The sequence below is a fragment of the Allobosea sp. AK1 genome, from assembly GCF_006714945.1.
Taxonomy (GTDB): Bacteria; Pseudomonadota; Alphaproteobacteria; order Rhizobiales; family Beijerinckiaceae; genus Allobosea; species Allobosea robiniae.
This window is the reverse complement of the sequence record NZ_VFMG01000001.1, coordinates 1,037,760-1,053,519: the sequence shown is the minus strand read 5'-3', so window position 1 is coordinate 1,053,519 and position 15,760 is coordinate 1,037,760. Positions and strand designations below refer to the sequence as shown.

Below are 15,760 nucleotides of genomic sequence, written 5' to 3'. Positions count from 1 at the left end.
GAGCCTCAGCTCAGCTTCATGCCCTTCAAGGACTGGCCGACCACGCCGCCATCCTTGCGGCGCTGGGCTCGCTTCGACTTGATCGTCGCGACATGCTCGGGCTGCGGGAAATAGCCGCGCTCCATGACCTCCAGCGAATATTCCTCATAGGTAAGGCCCAACGCCGAGGCCTTCTCCTCGCGCCTGAGCGCGATCTCGCGCGGCTTCTTCCAGGCCTTGCGATGGGCGAAGCGCCAGTCGAAATAGCGGCCGATAGTGCCGGAGCCGGCGGCAGCGCGGCGCTTGCGCTCCTTCAGCGGCGGGCCGCCATTATGGCCGATCCCGATCGGGCGTTCGCTGGGCATCGCTCTTGGACTCATCAGGCCTCAATCCCGATCACGATAAGGGGCGGAACAGGGCTGGCAAGGGCCGTGCCAGACTTGCGGGCGTGACAGGGCGGCGGTGGCGGTCTATCCCGCAGGCCGAACACAGGACGGATCATGGCCCCCTTGCTGCATCTGCGCGACGTCGCGCTCACCTTCGGCGGACAGCCGCTGCTCGAAGCCGCCGAGATCGCGGTTTCGGCGGGCGAACGCGTCTGCCTGGTCGGCCGCAACGGCTCGGGCAAGTCGACGCTGCTGAAGATCGCGGCGGGGCTCGTCGACCCCGATCATGCCGAGCGCTTCGTCCAGCCGGGCTCGACCATCCGCTATCTGCCGCAGGAGCCGGATTTCACCGGCTACAGGACCTCGCTCGCCTATGTCGAGGCGGGGCTCGGGCCGGGCGATGACGCCTATCGCGCGCAATACCTCATCACGGAACTCGGCCTGACCGGCGAGGAGGACCCCGCCACCATGTCCGGCGGCGAATCGCGCCGGACGGCGCTGGCACGGGTGCTGGCGCCGGAGCCCGATATCCTGCTGCTGGACGAGCCGACCAACCATCTCGACCTGCCGGTCATCGAATGGCTGGAGCAGGAGCTGAAATCGCTGCGCTCGGCCATGGTGCTGATCAGCCATGACCGACGCTTCCTGACCTCGCTCTCGCGCGCGACGATCTGGCTCGACCGCGGCGTGACGCGGCGGATGGATAAGGGTTTTGGGGATTTCGAGGCCTGGCGCGACGAGGTGCTGGCGCAGGAGGAGCTCGATCGCCACAAGCTCGACCGCAAGATCGCCCGAGAGGAGGACTGGCTGCGTTACGGCGTCAGTGCCCGGCGCACGCGCAACCAGCGCCGTCTCGGCGAGCTCCATTCGCTGCGCGACCAGCGCCGCACGGCGCGGGCCGCGCAGGGTAACGTCCGGCTGGAGGCGAGCGAGGCGCAGACCTCCGGCAAGCTCGTCATCGAGGCGATCGACGTCGCCAAGGCCTATGGCGATAATGTCGTGATCAAGAACCTGTCCCTGCGCGTCGCGCGCGGCGACCGGATCGGCATCGTCGGGCCGAACGGCGCCGGCAAGACCACATTGATCAACCTGCTGACCGGGGCGCTGGCGCCCGATAACGGCACGGTGAAGCTCGGCACGGCGCTGGAGATGGTGACGCTGGACCAGCGTCGCGAGAGCCTCGACCCGGCGACGCCGCTCGGCGATGCGCTGACCGGGGGCGGCTCGGATCAGGTCATGGTCGGCGGCCAGCCACGCCATGTGATCGCCTATATGAAAGACTTCCTGTTCCAGCCGATCCAGCGCGGCACGCCGGTCGGGGCCCTGTCCGGCGGCGAGCGCGGGCGTTTGATGCTGGCGCGGGCGCTGGCGAAGCCCTCGAACCTGCTGGTGCTCGACGAGCCGACCAACGACCTCGACCTCGAGACGCTCGACCTGCTGCAGGAACTGCTGGCTGACTACCAAGGCACGGTGCTGCTGGTCAGCCATGACCGCGACTTCATCGACCGGGTCGTATCCTCCGTGCTGATCTCGGACGGCGACGGCGTCTGGACCGAGTTCGCCGGCGGCTATTCCGACATGCTGGCGCAGCGTGGGCGCGGCGTCGGCGCCAAGGCCCGGTCGGTCGAGAAGGCGGCGCCTGCCGCTGCCAAGGCTGCGTCATCACCGGCCACTTCCGCCTCCAAGCGCAAGCTCTCCTTCAACGAGAAGCATGCGCTGGAGACGCTGCCGAAGAAGGTCGAGGCGCTGCAGGCGGAGGCCGCGAAGCTCAATGCTGCCGTAGCCGGCGATCTCTACACGCGCGATCCGAAGCTCTTCGCCAAGGCGACGGCGCGGCTCGAAGAGGTCGCGCGCGAGATCGGCGACGCCGAGGAACGCTGGCTGGAGCTGGAGATGCTGCGCGAGGAGATCGGGGCGTAAGGCCCCGTCATCCGATTTCCGCACCCGCCCGCGCACAAAAGCGCATTTACGGCCGCTCTCAATCGTTTCAAACATCGTGGCATCAAGACCACAGGGAATGACCATGAGACTCAAGGGCAAGACGGCGCTGGTGACCGGCGCGGCGCAGGGGTTCGGCTTCGGCATCGCGGAAACTTTCGTGCGTGAAGGCGCGCGCGTTGCGGTGCTGGACATCAACGGCGACAAGGCCAAGGAGGCCGCCAGGGCGATCGGCCGCAAGGCTTTCGCCGTGACCTGCGACGTCGGCAAGGCCAAGAGCGTCGACAAGGCGGTCGAGAAGATCCTCGCCAAGGTCGGGCGGCTCGACATCGTCGTGAACAATGCCGGCACCACCCATCGCAACAAGCCGATGACCGAGGTGACGGAGGAGGAGTTCGACCGGATCTTCGCGGTCAACGTGAAGTCGATCTATCTGATGGCGCGTGCGACCGTGCCGCATTTCCGGCAGCATGGCGGTGGCGTGATCCTGAACATCGGCTCGACGGCCGGTGTCCGCCCGCGCCCGGGCCTGACCTGGTACAACGGCTCGAAGGGCGCCGCGAACCTGATCTCGCAGTCGATGGCGGTCGAGTTGGCGCCGGACAAGATCCGCGTCAACGCGATCGCGCCCGTCGCCGGCGAGACGCCGCTGCTGGCCACCTTCATGGGCGAGGACACGCCGGAGCGACGTGCGCAGTTCACGGCCTCGATCCCGTGGGGCCGGTTCTCGACGCCGCAGGACATCGCCAACGCGGCGCTGTTCCTGTGCTCGGACGAGGCCGACATGGTGACGGGCTCGGTGCTGGCGGTCGACGGCGGCCGCTGCGTCTGACACCCTTCAGGCGCCCTTCGTCAGAGCGATTTCCTGGCGAAGGATGACGGTGCCGTCCGGTTCGAAGCCGCGCTGTTCCAGCGTGATCCGCGGCTCCCTGGCGTTGCCCTCGATGCGGAAGAGATGCCAGGTGCCGAGTTCGCCATGACCGCGCGGGCCGATCGAGGCCGAGGGCACGCCGATGATCGGCACGTCGCGATCGGCGCCCGGCCGCCAGGCCAGCGAGAAGCTGTGGTTATGGCCGTGCAGGACGAGATCGGCGCCCTTGCGCTTCAGCATCGCCTCGAAGGCGGCGGCATCGACCAGCTCGCGACCACGCTTGGCGCCGCCGACATAGGGCGGGTGATGGATCAGCACGACGCGGATGAGGTCTTCGTCGCGGGCGCGGTCCAGAAGCGCTGCGGTGCGGGCGATCTGCTCGCTGCCGACGCGGCCGGTCGCCATCAGCGGCAGGGTCGGAACGCCGCTGTTGACGCCGATCAGGGCGACCGGTCCGCGGCGGCGATACCAGGGATAGCCGGCCTTGCCCTCGTCATCGGCGATCCAGGGCGCGAGCAGGCCGGCCAAGGGCTTCAGCGATGAGCGGGCATAGGCGTCGTGATTACCGGGCACGAAGCTGACGGTCTGGCGCGGGCCGAGCGTATCGAGGAAGGCGATCGCGGTCTTGAATTCGTCGGGCAGGCCGATATGGGCGACGTCGCCGGTGCAGGCGATGTGATCGGGCGCCTGCGCGTGGATATCGGCGACGATCCGCGCCAGGATACCCATGTCATGGGCGTGCCGGCGCTTGCGACGCCAGTTGACGTAACCGGTCGCGCGCTTGCCGAAGAGCTGATGCAGCGAAAACCCGGCGAGCGGGCCGAGATGCGGGTCGGACAGATGCGCGAGCTTGAACACGCTCAAGCGCTTGCCCCCGCAGGAGGCCATCAGTCAAGCGCGCCGACGGCGCGCCTGGACTGCGGAAGGGCCCGAAAGCCTCAGTTGGCGGCGCCGGTCAGTTCCGACACGATGCGGGAATCGGTCAGCGTGACGGCGGGCTTCCAGACATAGGCCGGCTTGGCCTTGAGGCGGGCGATGATGAAAGAGAGAAGCATGATTTCGGTGTCCTGATGTTGCACTGCGATATCTGCCTCATTTGGGGCGCGTTTGTGGCGGAACAACTGAGCTGGTTGACGGTCCGTCATGCAGTTTTTGCATAGACAATTAACTCAGCCTTGAGAATCGATCGGATGCAATCAGAGACGCCCGAGCTCACCGCCGATCCGGACAGGCCGCGAACACTCGCGCAGCGCCTGCTGACCCGCCTGCTGCATGTCTATTTCCGCTTCGCGCGCGGCGTGACCTTCGGCGTGCGCGGCGTCGTGCTGAACGATCGCGGCGAGGTCTTCCTGATCCGCCACACCTATGTGCCCGGCTGGCATTTCCCGGGCGGCGGGGTCGAGGTCGGCGAGACGGCGGAATTGTCGCTGGAGCGCGAATTGTCGGAGGAGGCAGGCATCGCCCCGATCGAGCGGCCGGTCCTGCACGGGTTGTTCTTCAACCGCAGGATCTCGCGGCGCGACCATGTCGCCGTCTATGTGCTCCGCCGGTTCCGGGTCGAGCGCGTCAAGCAGCCTGATCGCGAGATCGCGGAAGCCGGCTTCTTCCCGCTGGACCGGCTGCCGAACGGTACGACGCCGGCAACGCGGCGGCGGCTGGCGGAGATCATCTCCGGGCAGCCGCCTGCGATCGAATGGTGAGCCTGGCTGCCCGGCCGTTCAGTTCGCGTTTTTCGCCAGCGTGCCGAAATCGGCGTCGAGCTTCGCCAGGCCCGCTGCGATCTTCGCGCGCCGATCCTTGATCCAGGCATCCTGCCTGTCGATGCGTTGCTTCGCCTCGGCGAGCATCCGGTCCATCTCCGCCGGCTGCGGGCCGCCGGATGTGGCGCGGTTCTTGATGATCGCGACGGGGTCGAGCGTCGCGCGGAACTCGGCCTCGCTCATCGGCAATTCGGCTGCGGCGAGCCCCATCTCGGTCGCCGCCTTGCGGTAGATCGCCTGCGCCTGGGCATAGGGAAACTCGGTCGGTTTGATGTTGTTGAGCTTGGCGTAGTCCACGACCTCCGATGCGAAATGGTGGCCGGCGCGGAAGGGCAGCTTGTATTTCCGCATCAGCACATCGGCGAGTTCCTGGGAGGCGGTCCAGTCGCTGTTGAGCTCTTCGAGCGCGCGTTCCGGGTCGATGGCGAGCGCCTTCAGGATGCGGTCGAGCCCCTGCAGGGCCTTGGTCGCGCTGTCGGTCATGGCGCTGTTGACCTTGGCACCCTTTGCGTCAGGCATGCCGGGCGGGATGTTATGTGCCCTGAAAACCGGCCCCATCGCCAATGACAGAGCGGTCGAAGCGTCCTCGCGGGTGCCGTTCAGTAGGCCCGGATTGCGTTTCTGCGGCATGGCGCTGGAGACATAGGTATTGCCGCCACCGGTCGTGCCGCCGCCCTCGCGCAGCAGGATCCAGGGCCGTGCCTGGGCATATTGCGTCATCACGTCCTCGATGAAGCCGCCCACATGCAGCGCAATGCCGGTGACGATGCCGCCGACCTCCACGGGCAGGTCGGCAGCCGCGATCTGCGAGGCGTCATAGGCGTTCTCGACGAGGCCGGCGAATCCGAGATAGTCAGCCATGCGCTGGCGATCGAGCGGCCAGCTCGTGCCGTTGAGCACGGTCGTACCCATCGGCGAAAGGTCGACGCGGGCATAGGTTTCGCGGATGCGCTGTGCGTCGCGGTCGAGGCCGGCGGCGAGGCCCAGAAGATAATGGCCATAGCTGTTGGGCTGGGCGGCGACGCCGTTGGTGTAGTTGGGCACGACGGTGTCGCGATGCGTCGCCGCGAGATCGACCATGGTCCGTGTCGCCCGGTTGAGCTGGTCGGCCAGCAACAAGAGCCGGTCGCGCATGATCGCGGCGCGGTAGGTCGCATGCATGTCCTGGCTGGAGCGGCCGGCATGGATCAGCGTGACCTCGACCCCGGCTTCCTTGATCATCAGGGGCTCGAAGGTGATGACGGTCGAGGGGCGCTTGGCGCCGGGCTGGCCGCCGGCTTCGATCACTTTGGCGATGCCTTTCGCCAGCTTCGGCGCCAGCGACCGATCGAGCAGGCCCTGCTCCGAATTGATGACCGTGCTCGCCTTGTTGATCTCGCCGAGCCAGAAGAACTCGTCCCGGACGGGTTCTTTCGGTGGTGCCGTCTGCTGGGCGTGGGCGGGCAGGGAGATCGCCGTCAGAAGGAGGGCGGCGGCGAGCGGTTTCAATCCGGGCATCGATTCCTCCGTTCCGAAAGGCGATGGCGCTCTCGGTGTCTGTGGCCCTGTTTCCCCACCTGAAACTGGAGTTGAGACCAAAGCGGCGGGGCCGGCAAGCCATCGCAGGACCAGCGCAAAGCGGGGGCCGTCTGGCCGCGCATCAGATTCTTCCGAAAAGTGGATTCCCCTTTTCGGCCCGATGCTGTAGAGGCGCTTTCATGATGATCCGGCTGAGCCTGCGAGACCTGCGACGACCGGCGCGCTGAATGCGCCCTCCCGGTCATGCGCTCGCACGCGCCTGCCTTCGCTCTGCCGATCCGCCTCCCGCCGCGCTACACGTCGATCATCATGACATCCCTGCCTCTGACCATCCGCCACGAACTCCCCGTGGACGCCGCCGCGATCGAGCGCCTGCATGAGCGCGCCTTCGGCCCCGGCCGCTTCGCCCGCACCGCCTTCCGCCTGCGCGAGGGCGTGCCGCCCGAGCCGGCCCTGTCCTTCGCCAGCCATGTCGGCACCTTCCTCGTCGGTTCGGTGAAGGTGACTGCGGTCCTCGCCGGCGGCCACAAGGCGCTGATGCTCGGGCCGCTGACCGTCGATCCGGCTTTCGAGGGCCGGGGGATCGGTGCAGCCTTGATGAACCGCTCGATCGAGGCCGCGCGCGAGGCCGGTCACGACCTGATCCTGCTGATCGGTGACGCGCCCTATTACGCCCGCTTCGGCTTCAAGGTCCTGCCGCCTGGCCAGTTCGTACTGCCAGGGCCGGCCGATCCGGCGCGCTTCCTGGCCCTGGAGCTGGTCGAGGGTGTGCTGAAGCAGCGCAGCGGGGCGGTGACCTCGATGCGCTTCAGCTCTGACGCCTGAGGCGCCTGCCGCTCTCGCCAAGCCAGCCGGCGACGAGGGCGCCGAACAGCACGGCAAGGCCGAGCAGGCCGATGAAGAGCGGCGAGATGCGCACGCCGCGCACGATGCCGGAATCGCTGATCCGGAGGCCGATCCAGTCATTGCCGGCGAACTGGCTGCCCGAACGCACCGGCACGATGCGCGGCAGGTTGACGGCCGAGCCGCTCTCGCGGCCGATGCGGCGCGAGGAGCCGCCTGTCGCCTGCGCCAATTGCTGGAGCGCGCCGGGGTCGCTGACCACTTCCATCAGCTCGCGCGGGTTCTCCGGGCCGACGCTGGCGAAGGCGGTGAGGTTGTCGGCTGTCAGCCGGTAGAGCCCGAGATCGCTGGTCGGGATGCGGGCGGTGAACAGGCCGGGGCGGCCGGGCTCCAGCGTCACCGTGCGCGACTGGCCGTCGGGGCCGGTGATGATGACGGGCGAGGGGTTGTCGCGCAGCGTCTGGCGCTCGACCTCGACGGTGGCGCCGCGCACCGTGGCGCGCAAGGCCTCCTCCTCCAGCTCCGGCTCCTTCATCAGCCAGTGGCTGAGGCGGCGCAGCAGGTCGAGATAGGGGCCGCCATCGCGGAAGCCCCGCGCCCAGAGCCAGGCATGGTCGGACAGGAAAAGCGCGACGCGGCCCTTCTGCTCGCGTGCGAGCATCAGGAGCGGCCGCTCGCCCGGGCCGGTCATGACGGGGGCGGTGCCGGCTCGCGCCTGGGCGCCGACCATGCGCAGCCATTCGCCCCAGCGCGGCGGCGAGACTTCCGAGCCCGACAGGTCGCGCGTGACAGGGTGGCGCTTGCCGGGTTCGCTGACCTCTGCACGATAGGCCTCGTCGATGACGCTGCCATCGGGCAGGGCCGGCAGGATCTGGCCGAGCGGGGTGCGTGCCAGCGTCTGCGAGCCCGCATATTCCGGACCTGCCGCGACGAGCAGCGCGCCGCCGTCTCGGACATAGCGGACGATGTTCTCGAAATAGAGCAGCGGCAGGATCGACTGGTTGGCGTAGCGGTCAAAGATGATCAGGTCGAATTCCTTGATCTTGACCTGGAACAGCTCGCGCGTCGGGAAGGCGATCAGCGAGAGCTCGTTGATCGGCGTGCCGTCCTGCTTCTCCGGCGGGCGCAGGATGGTGAAATGCACGAGGTCGACATTGGCGTCGGCCTTGAGGAGGTTGCGCCAGGTGCGCTCGCCCGGATGCGGCTCGCCCGAGACCAGGAGCACGCGCAGCTTGTCGCGGACACCTTCGATGGTGATGACCGCGCGATTGTTCGCCAGCGTCAGTTCGTTCTCGATCGGCTGCGCCTCGATCTCGACGACGTTCGGCCCGCCGCGATCGATGCGGACGGGGACCTGCACGGTCTGGCCGGTCGCGACCTCACGGCGGGCGATGATCTCGCCGTCGCGGCGGATGGTGAGGCCGGCGCGGCCGGGGCCACCCTTGTCGACGACGCGCAGCCGGATGATCTGGTCCTTGCCGACAATGCCGAAGCGCGGCGAATCGACCAGCACGATGCGGCGGTCGATCTCGGCATTGCGGCCGGTGGTCAGGACATGCAGCGGCGCGCGCAGGCCGAGCACCTCGGCATTGGGCGGAGCATCGTGGGCGAGGCCGTCGGTGATCGCGATCGCGCCGGCGACGCGCTCCGAGGGCACATCGGCAAGGCTCGTCGACAAAGCCTCGAACAGGCGGGTGCCGTCATTCGTGCCTTGCGCGTCGCGCAGCTCGACGATCCGCGGCTCGACATTGGGAACGCCGCGCAACTGGCGCTCGATCTCGGCGACGGCGGCATCGGTCTGGGCCGCGCGGTCGGCAAGACGGTTGGAGGCGGAACGGTCGACCACGACGGCGACGACGTCCTTGACCGGCTCGCGATCCTCGAAGACCAGCGAGGGGTCGGCCAGCGCCGCTGTCAGCACGACAAGGGCGAGCGCGCGCAGGATGGCGCTGCGGCCGGCGAGGACGATGGCGGCGCCGGCAGCCAGAGCCGCAAGCACGGCGAGGCCGATCAAGAGCGGCAGGGGCACCATCGGGGCGAGGGAGACGCTCCACATCAGCGGGCTCCTCCTTGCTTTCCACCCTCAGCCCTCATCCTGAGGAGCGCCGCAGGCGCGTCTCGAAGGATGGTCCAGATGATTCCGGAGCCTCCTGAAACATCCTTCGAGACGCCGTTCCTGACAGAACGGCTCCTCAGGATGAGGGCTGAGGAGAAGAGATCGGACATCACTGGCCCAGCCTTTCCAGCAGGGCCGGGACATGGACCTGGTCGGCCTTGTAGTTGCCGGTGAGCGCGTACATGACGAGGTTGATGCCGCCGCGCAGCGCCATCTCGCGCTGGCGCGGGTCACCGCCGGAGAGCGGCACCAGCCCTTCGCCGCGGCGGTCGATCGCCCAGGCGGCGGCGAGGTCGTTGGCGGTGATGACGATCGGCGAGACATTGTCGCCGGCCCGCGCCGGGCGGCGCCCGTCGCTATCGGCGGGCGGCAGGGTCTCGACCCAGGTCGTGCCGGTGTCGTAGCGGCCGACGAGCTCGTCGAGGATGTAGAAGGTCTTGGTCAGGACGTGGTCGCGCGGCAGCGGCTCCAGCTCGGGGATGTCGAGCGTCTGCAGCATGCGCTTGAGCTGGTCGCCCTCGGGCGTGGTGCCGCCGCCGGGGCGGGCGCTCATGGCGTCGCGGGTGTCGAAGATCACGAGGCCGCCGCCCTTCATATAGGCTTCGAGCTTGCGCAAGGTCTCGGCCGTGGGGAGCGGGCGGCCGGCGACGATCGGCCAGTAGAGCACCGGGAAGAAGGCGAGTTCGTCGCGCTCGACGCTGACACCGACGGGATCGCCCGGCTCCAGCGCCGTACGGGCGCCGAGCACGGTGTTGAGACCGGTCAGCCCGGCCTTCGACATGTCGTCGACGGGTTTGTCGCCGGTGACGACATAGGCGAGCCGCGTCTGTGCGCCATTGGCAAGCAGGGCACGCGGGATCGGCGGGCGGGTATCGGCCTGCGCATTCGGTGCGGGTTGCTGGGCTCGTGCGGAATCGGGCGCAAGCGCGAAGGCGGCCGCGAGCGCGATCAGGATCGCGGCGGGCGCGGCGGCCCTGCGCAGACGCGCGACGTTGAGACGGCCGCCGAGCCAGAGCGTCGCCAGCGTGTCGATGACGAGCAGCAGCAGGGCGAGGACCAGCATCGGCGGGCGGATGTCGCGCGCGATCGGCTCGTCGATCGGCAGCACGGATACACCCAGGCTGGCGAGGTCCAGCGCCGCGAGCGTGTCGGTCGGCGTCAGCGCATTGACTGCGAGCGAGCCGTCGGTCGGGCCGTAGAGGCCGGGCGGATGGGCGAGCGTGGCGCGGCTGGCATAGTTGCGCGCCACCGGCTGGGCGGTCGCCGGTGCCGCGCGGAACTGGCCGATGCCGTCGAGCACGCGGGTCGGGGACAGGGTCTCGACCTTGGTCTCGTCGCCTTGCGTTTCGACGGTGGGGCCGTTGCCGGCGAGGTTGACGATCTTGCGGAGCATGTCGACGAAGAGGCCCGAGAGCGGAAGGTTCGACCAGGTGGTGTCGGCGGTGACATGAACCATGGCGATCAGGCCGTCGCCACGCCGCTCGGCGGTGACGACCGGCGTGCCATCCTCGAGCGCGGCCCAGGTCTTGCGCGACAGGTTCGGTTCCGGCTCGGCCAGGATCTGGCGGCTGACGCGGATGTCGTCGCTGATGGTCAGGCCGAAGAACGGGCTTTCGCGGGTGAAGGGTGCGAGCTTGCGCGGGCTTTCCCAGGACAGGCCGCCGCCGAGCGTGCGTCCGCCGCGGCGCAGCCGCACCGGCGTCAATTCGTCGGAAGCGGCGGCGAGGCGGGCGCCGGCGAAGCGCAGCAGCACGCCGCCGCGCTCGACGAAGCTCGTCACCTTCTCGGCGGTCTCGCGATCGAGCGCGCCGATATCGGCGAGGACCAGCACCGAGAGGTTCTGCGCCAGCATTTCGCCGATCGGATCGGTCGAGCCCTGCCGCGGCTCGCGGATCTCGGCGAAGGGCTGGAGCGCGCGGGAGAGGTAATAGGTCGGCGAGAGCAAGGGCTGGGCGGTGTCGGCGGTCGCGCCGGAGACGAGGCCGATGCGGCGGCGCTTGGCGCGGTCGTCCAGCAGTGCAACCGCGCCGGCACTGCGCTCGCCGATGATCTCCAGCCGCGAAACGGCGTTGCGCACCTCGATCGGCAGGGTGAGCCGGGCGGTCGTCTCCAGATTGCTGCCTTCGAAGATGAAGGGCGCGTTGCCGAGCGGCAGGCCCTTGAGATCGAGCGCGCGGACCTGGCCCGTCGCGGGGGCGCTGGCGACGGGACGCAGCACCTTGACGGTCAGGGCACCGGCGAGGTTCTCGGGGGCGGCGAGGGCAAGCTGCGCGGGCGGAGCGGCGTGGATCGCGAGGCGGCGTGCTTCGGCATCCTGCTTCAGCCGGGCGAGGAAGCTGCCGTCGTCGGAGACGCCGAGGCCGTCGGCGACCCAGACGATCTCGGCGGTGGGCGCGCTCTGCAGGAAGGCCTCGATGCGCGGGAGATATGCGGCGCGGTCCGGAGCGTGCGGCTGGAGCGGGAGGGCCCGCAAACGGTCGAGCGCAATGCGGGGCTCGGCCAGCGCGATGGCGGCAGGAGCTTCGGCGAGACCGACGACGGCGACCGGGCGGCCTTCGCGGGTCGCGGCGGCGATGCGCGATTCGGCGACGGATACGCGCTCCGGCCAGTCGGTCGCGGCGCCGAAGCCGTTATCGATCAGGAGCAGGACCGGGCCGCGCGAAGGCGCCGCATCCCGCACGGGATTCCAGACCGGGCCGGCGACGGCGAGAATGGCGAGCGCGGCGACCGCCATGCGTAGCGCCAGCAGCCACCAGGGCGTATGGGCCGGCGTCTCACGCTTGGCGATCAGGTCCGCCATGATCTTCAGCGGCGGGAAATCGATGCGGCGCGGGCGCGGCGGGGTGACGCGCAGGATCAGCCAGAGCGCCGGCAGCAAGGCGAGCGCCGCGAGAGCGAGCGGGGCGGAGAAGCTGAAGGGCAGGGCGCTGAGCATCGGCGATCCCCTCAGAAGCCGGAAGCGCTGCGCGAGGCGGCAATGAGGCTCGCGATGCGCAGCACCGCTTCGCTGGCCGGACGATCGGTGCGATGCAGCGTCAGGGTCCAGCCGGCCCTGCGGCAGGCCTCGGCGATGGCCTCGCGATGGGCGGCGAGACGCTGGCGGTATTCATCGCCCCAGGCCCCGGCGTCGCCGACGCGCAGGGTCAGCCCGTCCTCCAGATCGAAGAGCTCGGCCTGGCCGCTGAAGGGGAAGGTTTCCTCGATCGGATCGGCGATCAGCAGGACATGGCCGCGGGCGCCCGATGACGCCAGCGTGGCGATCCTCTGGGCCAGCGCCGAGGCGGGCGACAGCCCGTCGGTGATGATGATCGCGTCCGCCAGCCGGGGCAGGGGCGCTTCCGGCGGAAGGTCCGAGGGGGTGTTGCGCTCGTCCGCGATGACGGCCTGCGCCAGCAACTCGACGATACGACGGGAGGCCAACGCCCGCGTCAATCCGATATGGCCGACGCGTTCGCCGCCCTCGACCATCGTTTCGGCCAGCGCGAAGCCTGCGACCAGCGCGCGGTCGAGCTTCGAGGCCATGGCGAGCGAGGAGGCGAAGCCCATCGAGGGGGAGCGGTCGATCCAGAGCCAGATCGAATGCGAGGCTTCCCATTCGCGTTCGCGGACGAAGAGGTGGCCGTCGCGGGCGGAGCGGCGCCAGTCGATGCGCGAGGCCGATTCGCCGGCGACCAGCGGGCGGTACTGCCAGAAGGTCTCGCCCGGACCGGCGCGGCGCCTTCCATGGATGCCATGGATGCTGGCCGAGACGCGGCGGGCCTCCAGGATCAGGCGCGGCAGGCGCGCGGCGAGGTCGAGCGCATCCGTGAGGACCGGCCGCGATGGCCGCCTTTCGCTCGGACCCAGGACGCGCGTGCGCAGCATCGGCCTATCCCAGCCGTTCCACGAGCTTGCCGATCAGGCCCTCGACGGTCTCGCCATCGGCGCGGGCGGCGAAGGTGAGCGCAACGCGGTGCTTCAGGACGGGGATGGCGAGCGCCGCGACATCGTCGACGGAGGGGGCGAGCCGGCCCTCGACGAGGGCGCGTGCGCGCACGGCGAGCGTCAGCGACTGGCTGGCGCGGGGGCCGGGGCCCCAGGAGAGCTTGTCGGTGACCGAGGCCTCGCCCTCGCCGGGGCGGGCGGAGCGGACGAGGTCGAGGATCGCATCGACGATCGCCTCGCCGACCGGCAGGCGCCGGACGAGGCGCTGGATCGACATCAGCGTCTCCGCCGTCATCGCCGCGGCGGGCTTGTATTCGGCGGCGCCGGTGGTCTCCAGCAGGATCCGCCGCTCGGCCTCGCGGTCGGGATAGCCGACATCGATCTCGAGCAGGAAGCGGTCGAGCTGGGCTTCGGGCAGCGGATAGGTGCCCTCCTGCTCGATCGGGTTCTGCGTCGCCAGCACATGGAAGGGGGCGGGGAGGTCGTAGCGCTCGCCGGCGACCGTGACATGGTGCTCCTGCATCGCCTGGAGCAGGGCGGACTGCGTGCGCGGCGAGGCGCGGTTGATCTCGTCCGCCATCAGGAGCTGGGCGAAGACCGGCCCCTTGATGAAGCGGAAATGGCGCTTGCCGTCGCTCGATTCGTCGAGCACCTCGGAGCCGAGAATGTCGGACGGCATCAGGTCCGGCGTGAACTGGACGCGCCGTGCGGCGAGGCCGAGCACGGTGCCCATCGCCTCGACGAGCTTGGTCTTGGCGAGGCCGGGAACGCCGACGAGCAAGCCGTGGCCGCCCGAAAGCAGCGTCACCAGCGAGAGATCGACGACCTTCTGCTGGCCGAAGATGACCTGGCCGATCTCCTTGCGCGCCGCGCCGATGGCGCCGAGTGCCGCTTCCGCCGCCTCGACGATGCCTGTGTCGAGGTCGATCGGCGAGGTGCTCTCGTTTGCCCGGGCTTGCGCCGCCATGTCGGTCTCCTTCACCTTCGTCGCGAGGGCGCAGGCGCCCTGCGTCATCATCCAGGGAGTGTGGACGGGCCATCCTGCCGGCTCAAGCACCGAATGGAACGGTACACATCATCCGGCTTCACGATTATGTGGAGTTCAAGGCGGAAACGCGATGCAGCCACGATGCCGCAGCCGGGGAGCAGAGAGATCGAGATGACGGGACCGGGCCAGGCGATGGAGCGGTTGATGGCCTCGCTCGGTGGCGGCAAGGCGCGCGGCCTGCCGCCGGTGGAGCGCTGGGACCCGCCTTTCTGCGGCGATCTCGACATGCGCATCGCCGCGGATGGCACCTGGTTCTACATGGGCACGCCGATCGGCCGGCCGGCGCTGGTGAAGCTGTTCTCCTCGGTGTTGAAGCGCGAGGGTGACGATTACTTTCTCGTGACCCCGGTCGAGAAGGTCGGGATCACGGTCGATGACGCGCCGTTCCAGGCTGTCGAGATGCAGGTCGATGGCGAGGGCGATGGCCGGACGATCGCGTTCCGGACTCAGGTCGACGATCTCGTCGACGTGGGGCCGGACCACGCTTTACGTTTCGCGCGGGCTGCGCAGGACGGGTTGAAGCCCTATGTCCATATCCGGCGGGGCCTCTGGGCCCGGCTGACGCGGGCGCTGACCTATGACCTGCTGGCGCTCGGCGAGATCAGGGAGGTCGAGGGCACGGCGATGTTCGGGATCGCCGCCGCGGGGCAGTTTTATCCGGCACTGCCGGCGAGCGAGATCGAGGGTATCGGGTGCTGAACACAATCGAGTCTGCCCTCAACCTCAGTGCCGAGGGCTTCGCGACCTTGGCGCGCGAACGGCTGAGGGCCGAGCCGCCAGCGTTGGGGGATGTGATCAGCCGACCGCGCGGCGACCATGAGAATCAGTCTTCGCCGGTGCCGATCCCCGACGAGAAGCGGGCCGTGCCGGCTGCCGTGCTGATCGGCATCGTGCCGCGCCCCGAGGGGCCGACCGTGTTGCTGACGCAGCGTGCCGCGGCGCTCCGCAACCATTCGGCGCAGGTCGCCTTTCCCGGCGGGCGTGTCGATGCCGTCGATGGCTCGCCGATCGTCACGGCCTTGCGCGAGACCGAGGAGGAGATCGGCCTGTCGCGCTCCCATATCCGCACGCTCGGCTTCCTCGACGCCTATCTGACAGGCACCGGCTACCGGATCGTGCCGGTGGTCGCGCTGGTCGAGCCGCCCTTCTCGCTGACGATCAACCATAACGAGGTCGACGAGGCCTTCGAGACGCCACTCTCCTTCCTGCTCGACCCTGCCAACCACAAGCGCGAGGGCCGGGAGTGGAAGGGGCATTTCCGCACCTACTATGCGATGCCGTTCCAGGATCGCTATATCTGGGGGGCGACCGCCGGCATGATCCGCAACCTCTACGAGCGGCTGGCCGGATAAGACTGTACTGCGCGGAGGACGCGCC

The 15,760-nt window shown here is 69.1% G+C and carries 13 protein-coding genes; 6 read left to right on the top strand and 7 right to left on the bottom strand.

Annotated elements, in window-relative coordinates; translation table 11 throughout:
* Positions 1 to 5: 5 nt before the first annotated feature.
* Positions 6 to 344 carry a hypothetical protein gene (locus tag FHT98_RS05445; RefSeq protein ID WP_061969543.1) on the bottom strand — a complete coding sequence of 113 codons (339 nt, stop codon included), beginning with the start codon at positions 342 to 344 and terminating at the stop codon, positions 6 to 8.
* Positions 345 to 476: 132 nt separating this feature from the next.
* Here FHT98_RS05445 and FHT98_RS05440 point away from each other — a divergent pair, with 132 nt between their 5' ends.
* Together FHT98_RS05440 and FHT98_RS05435 are read left to right on the top strand one after the other, a co-directional pair.
* On the top strand, positions 477 to 2,285 hold the full coding sequence (locus FHT98_RS05440) for an ABC-F family ATP-binding cassette domain-containing protein (protein ID WP_142112950.1): 1,809 nt from the start codon (positions 477 to 479) through the stop codon (positions 2,283 to 2,285).
* A 103-nt stretch (positions 2,286 to 2,388) separates the two neighbouring features.
* Complete coding sequence (locus tag FHT98_RS05435; RefSeq protein ID WP_061970261.1) at positions 2,389 to 3,135, top strand: SDR family oxidoreductase; 747 nt, start codon at positions 2,389 to 2,391, stop codon at positions 3,133 to 3,135.
* 6 nt (positions 3,136 to 3,141) lie between these two features.
* On the opposite strand, the gene FHT98_RS05430 is transcribed toward FHT98_RS05435, so the two are convergent.
* Complete coding sequence (locus tag FHT98_RS05430; RefSeq protein WP_248309319.1) at positions 3,142 to 4,032, bottom strand: metallophosphoesterase family protein; 891 nt, start codon at positions 4,030 to 4,032, stop codon at positions 3,142 to 3,144.
* Between the two features lie 332 nt (positions 4,033 to 4,364).
* Between FHT98_RS05430 and FHT98_RS05425 the strand changes: the two genes are divergently transcribed.
* Complete coding sequence (locus FHT98_RS05425) at positions 4,365 to 4,874, top strand: NUDIX domain-containing protein (RefSeq protein WP_142112946.1); 510 nt, start codon at positions 4,365 to 4,367, stop codon at positions 4,872 to 4,874.
* 18 nt (positions 4,875 to 4,892) lie between these two features.
* Here the strand turns inward: FHT98_RS05425 and FHT98_RS05420 are convergent, their stop codons facing one another.
* A complete protein-coding gene (locus FHT98_RS05420; RefSeq protein WP_142112944.1) occupies positions 4,893 to 6,431 on the bottom strand; it encodes a lyase family protein in 1,539 nt (512 codons plus the stop codon).
* 330 nt (positions 6,432 to 6,761) lie between these two features.
* Here FHT98_RS05420 and FHT98_RS05415 point away from each other — a divergent pair, with 330 nt between their 5' ends.
* Positions 6,762 to 7,277, top strand: a complete 516-nt coding sequence (locus tag FHT98_RS05415; RefSeq protein ID WP_142112942.1) for a GNAT family N-acetyltransferase — start codon at positions 6,762 to 6,764, stop codon at positions 7,275 to 7,277.
* Here FHT98_RS05415 and FHT98_RS05410 read toward each other — a convergent pair.
* The 4 genes from FHT98_RS05410 to FHT98_RS05395 all read right to left on the bottom strand — a co-directional run bounded on the left by FHT98_RS05410 (position 7,261) and on the right by FHT98_RS05395 (position 14,302).
* Positions 7,261 to 9,351, bottom strand: coding sequence for a hypothetical protein (locus tag FHT98_RS05410; protein ID WP_142112940.1), 2,091 nt, complete (start codon positions 9,349 to 9,351; stop codon positions 7,261 to 7,263). The two genes, FHT98_RS05415 and FHT98_RS05410, sit on opposite strands and share 17 nt — an antisense overlap.
* Before the next feature lie 169 nt (positions 9,352 to 9,520).
* A complete protein-coding gene (locus FHT98_RS05405; protein ID WP_142112939.1) occupies positions 9,521 to 12,346 on the bottom strand; it encodes a DUF4159 domain-containing protein in 2,826 nt (941 codons plus the stop codon).
* An 11-nt stretch (positions 12,347 to 12,357) separates the two neighbouring features.
* Entirely contained in the window at positions 12,358 to 13,275 is a 918-nt protein-coding gene (locus FHT98_RS05400; protein ID WP_142112937.1) for a DUF58 domain-containing protein, read from the bottom strand.
* Between the two features lie 4 nt (positions 13,276 to 13,279).
* The gene (locus FHT98_RS05395) at positions 13,280 to 14,302 is read right to left on the bottom strand and encodes an AAA family ATPase (RefSeq protein WP_244511926.1); all 1,023 of its coding nucleotides are present in this window, start codon (positions 14,300 to 14,302) and stop codon (positions 13,280 to 13,282) included.
* 192 nt (positions 14,303 to 14,494) lie between these two features.
* On the opposite strand from FHT98_RS05395, the gene FHT98_RS05390 reads away from it, so the two are divergent.
* Positions 14,495 to 15,082 carry a DUF1285 domain-containing protein gene (locus FHT98_RS05390; RefSeq protein ID WP_142112934.1) on the top strand — a complete coding sequence of 196 codons (588 nt, stop codon included), beginning with the start codon at positions 14,495 to 14,497 and terminating at the stop codon, positions 15,080 to 15,082.
* The gene (locus tag FHT98_RS05385; RefSeq protein ID WP_349236262.1) at positions 15,076 to 15,735 is read left to right on the top strand and encodes a CoA pyrophosphatase; all 660 of its coding nucleotides are present in this window, start codon (positions 15,076 to 15,078) and stop codon (positions 15,733 to 15,735) included. The genes FHT98_RS05390 and FHT98_RS05385 overlap by 7 nt, the downstream gene beginning before the upstream one ends.
* Positions 15,736 to 15,760: the final 25 nt, after the last annotated feature.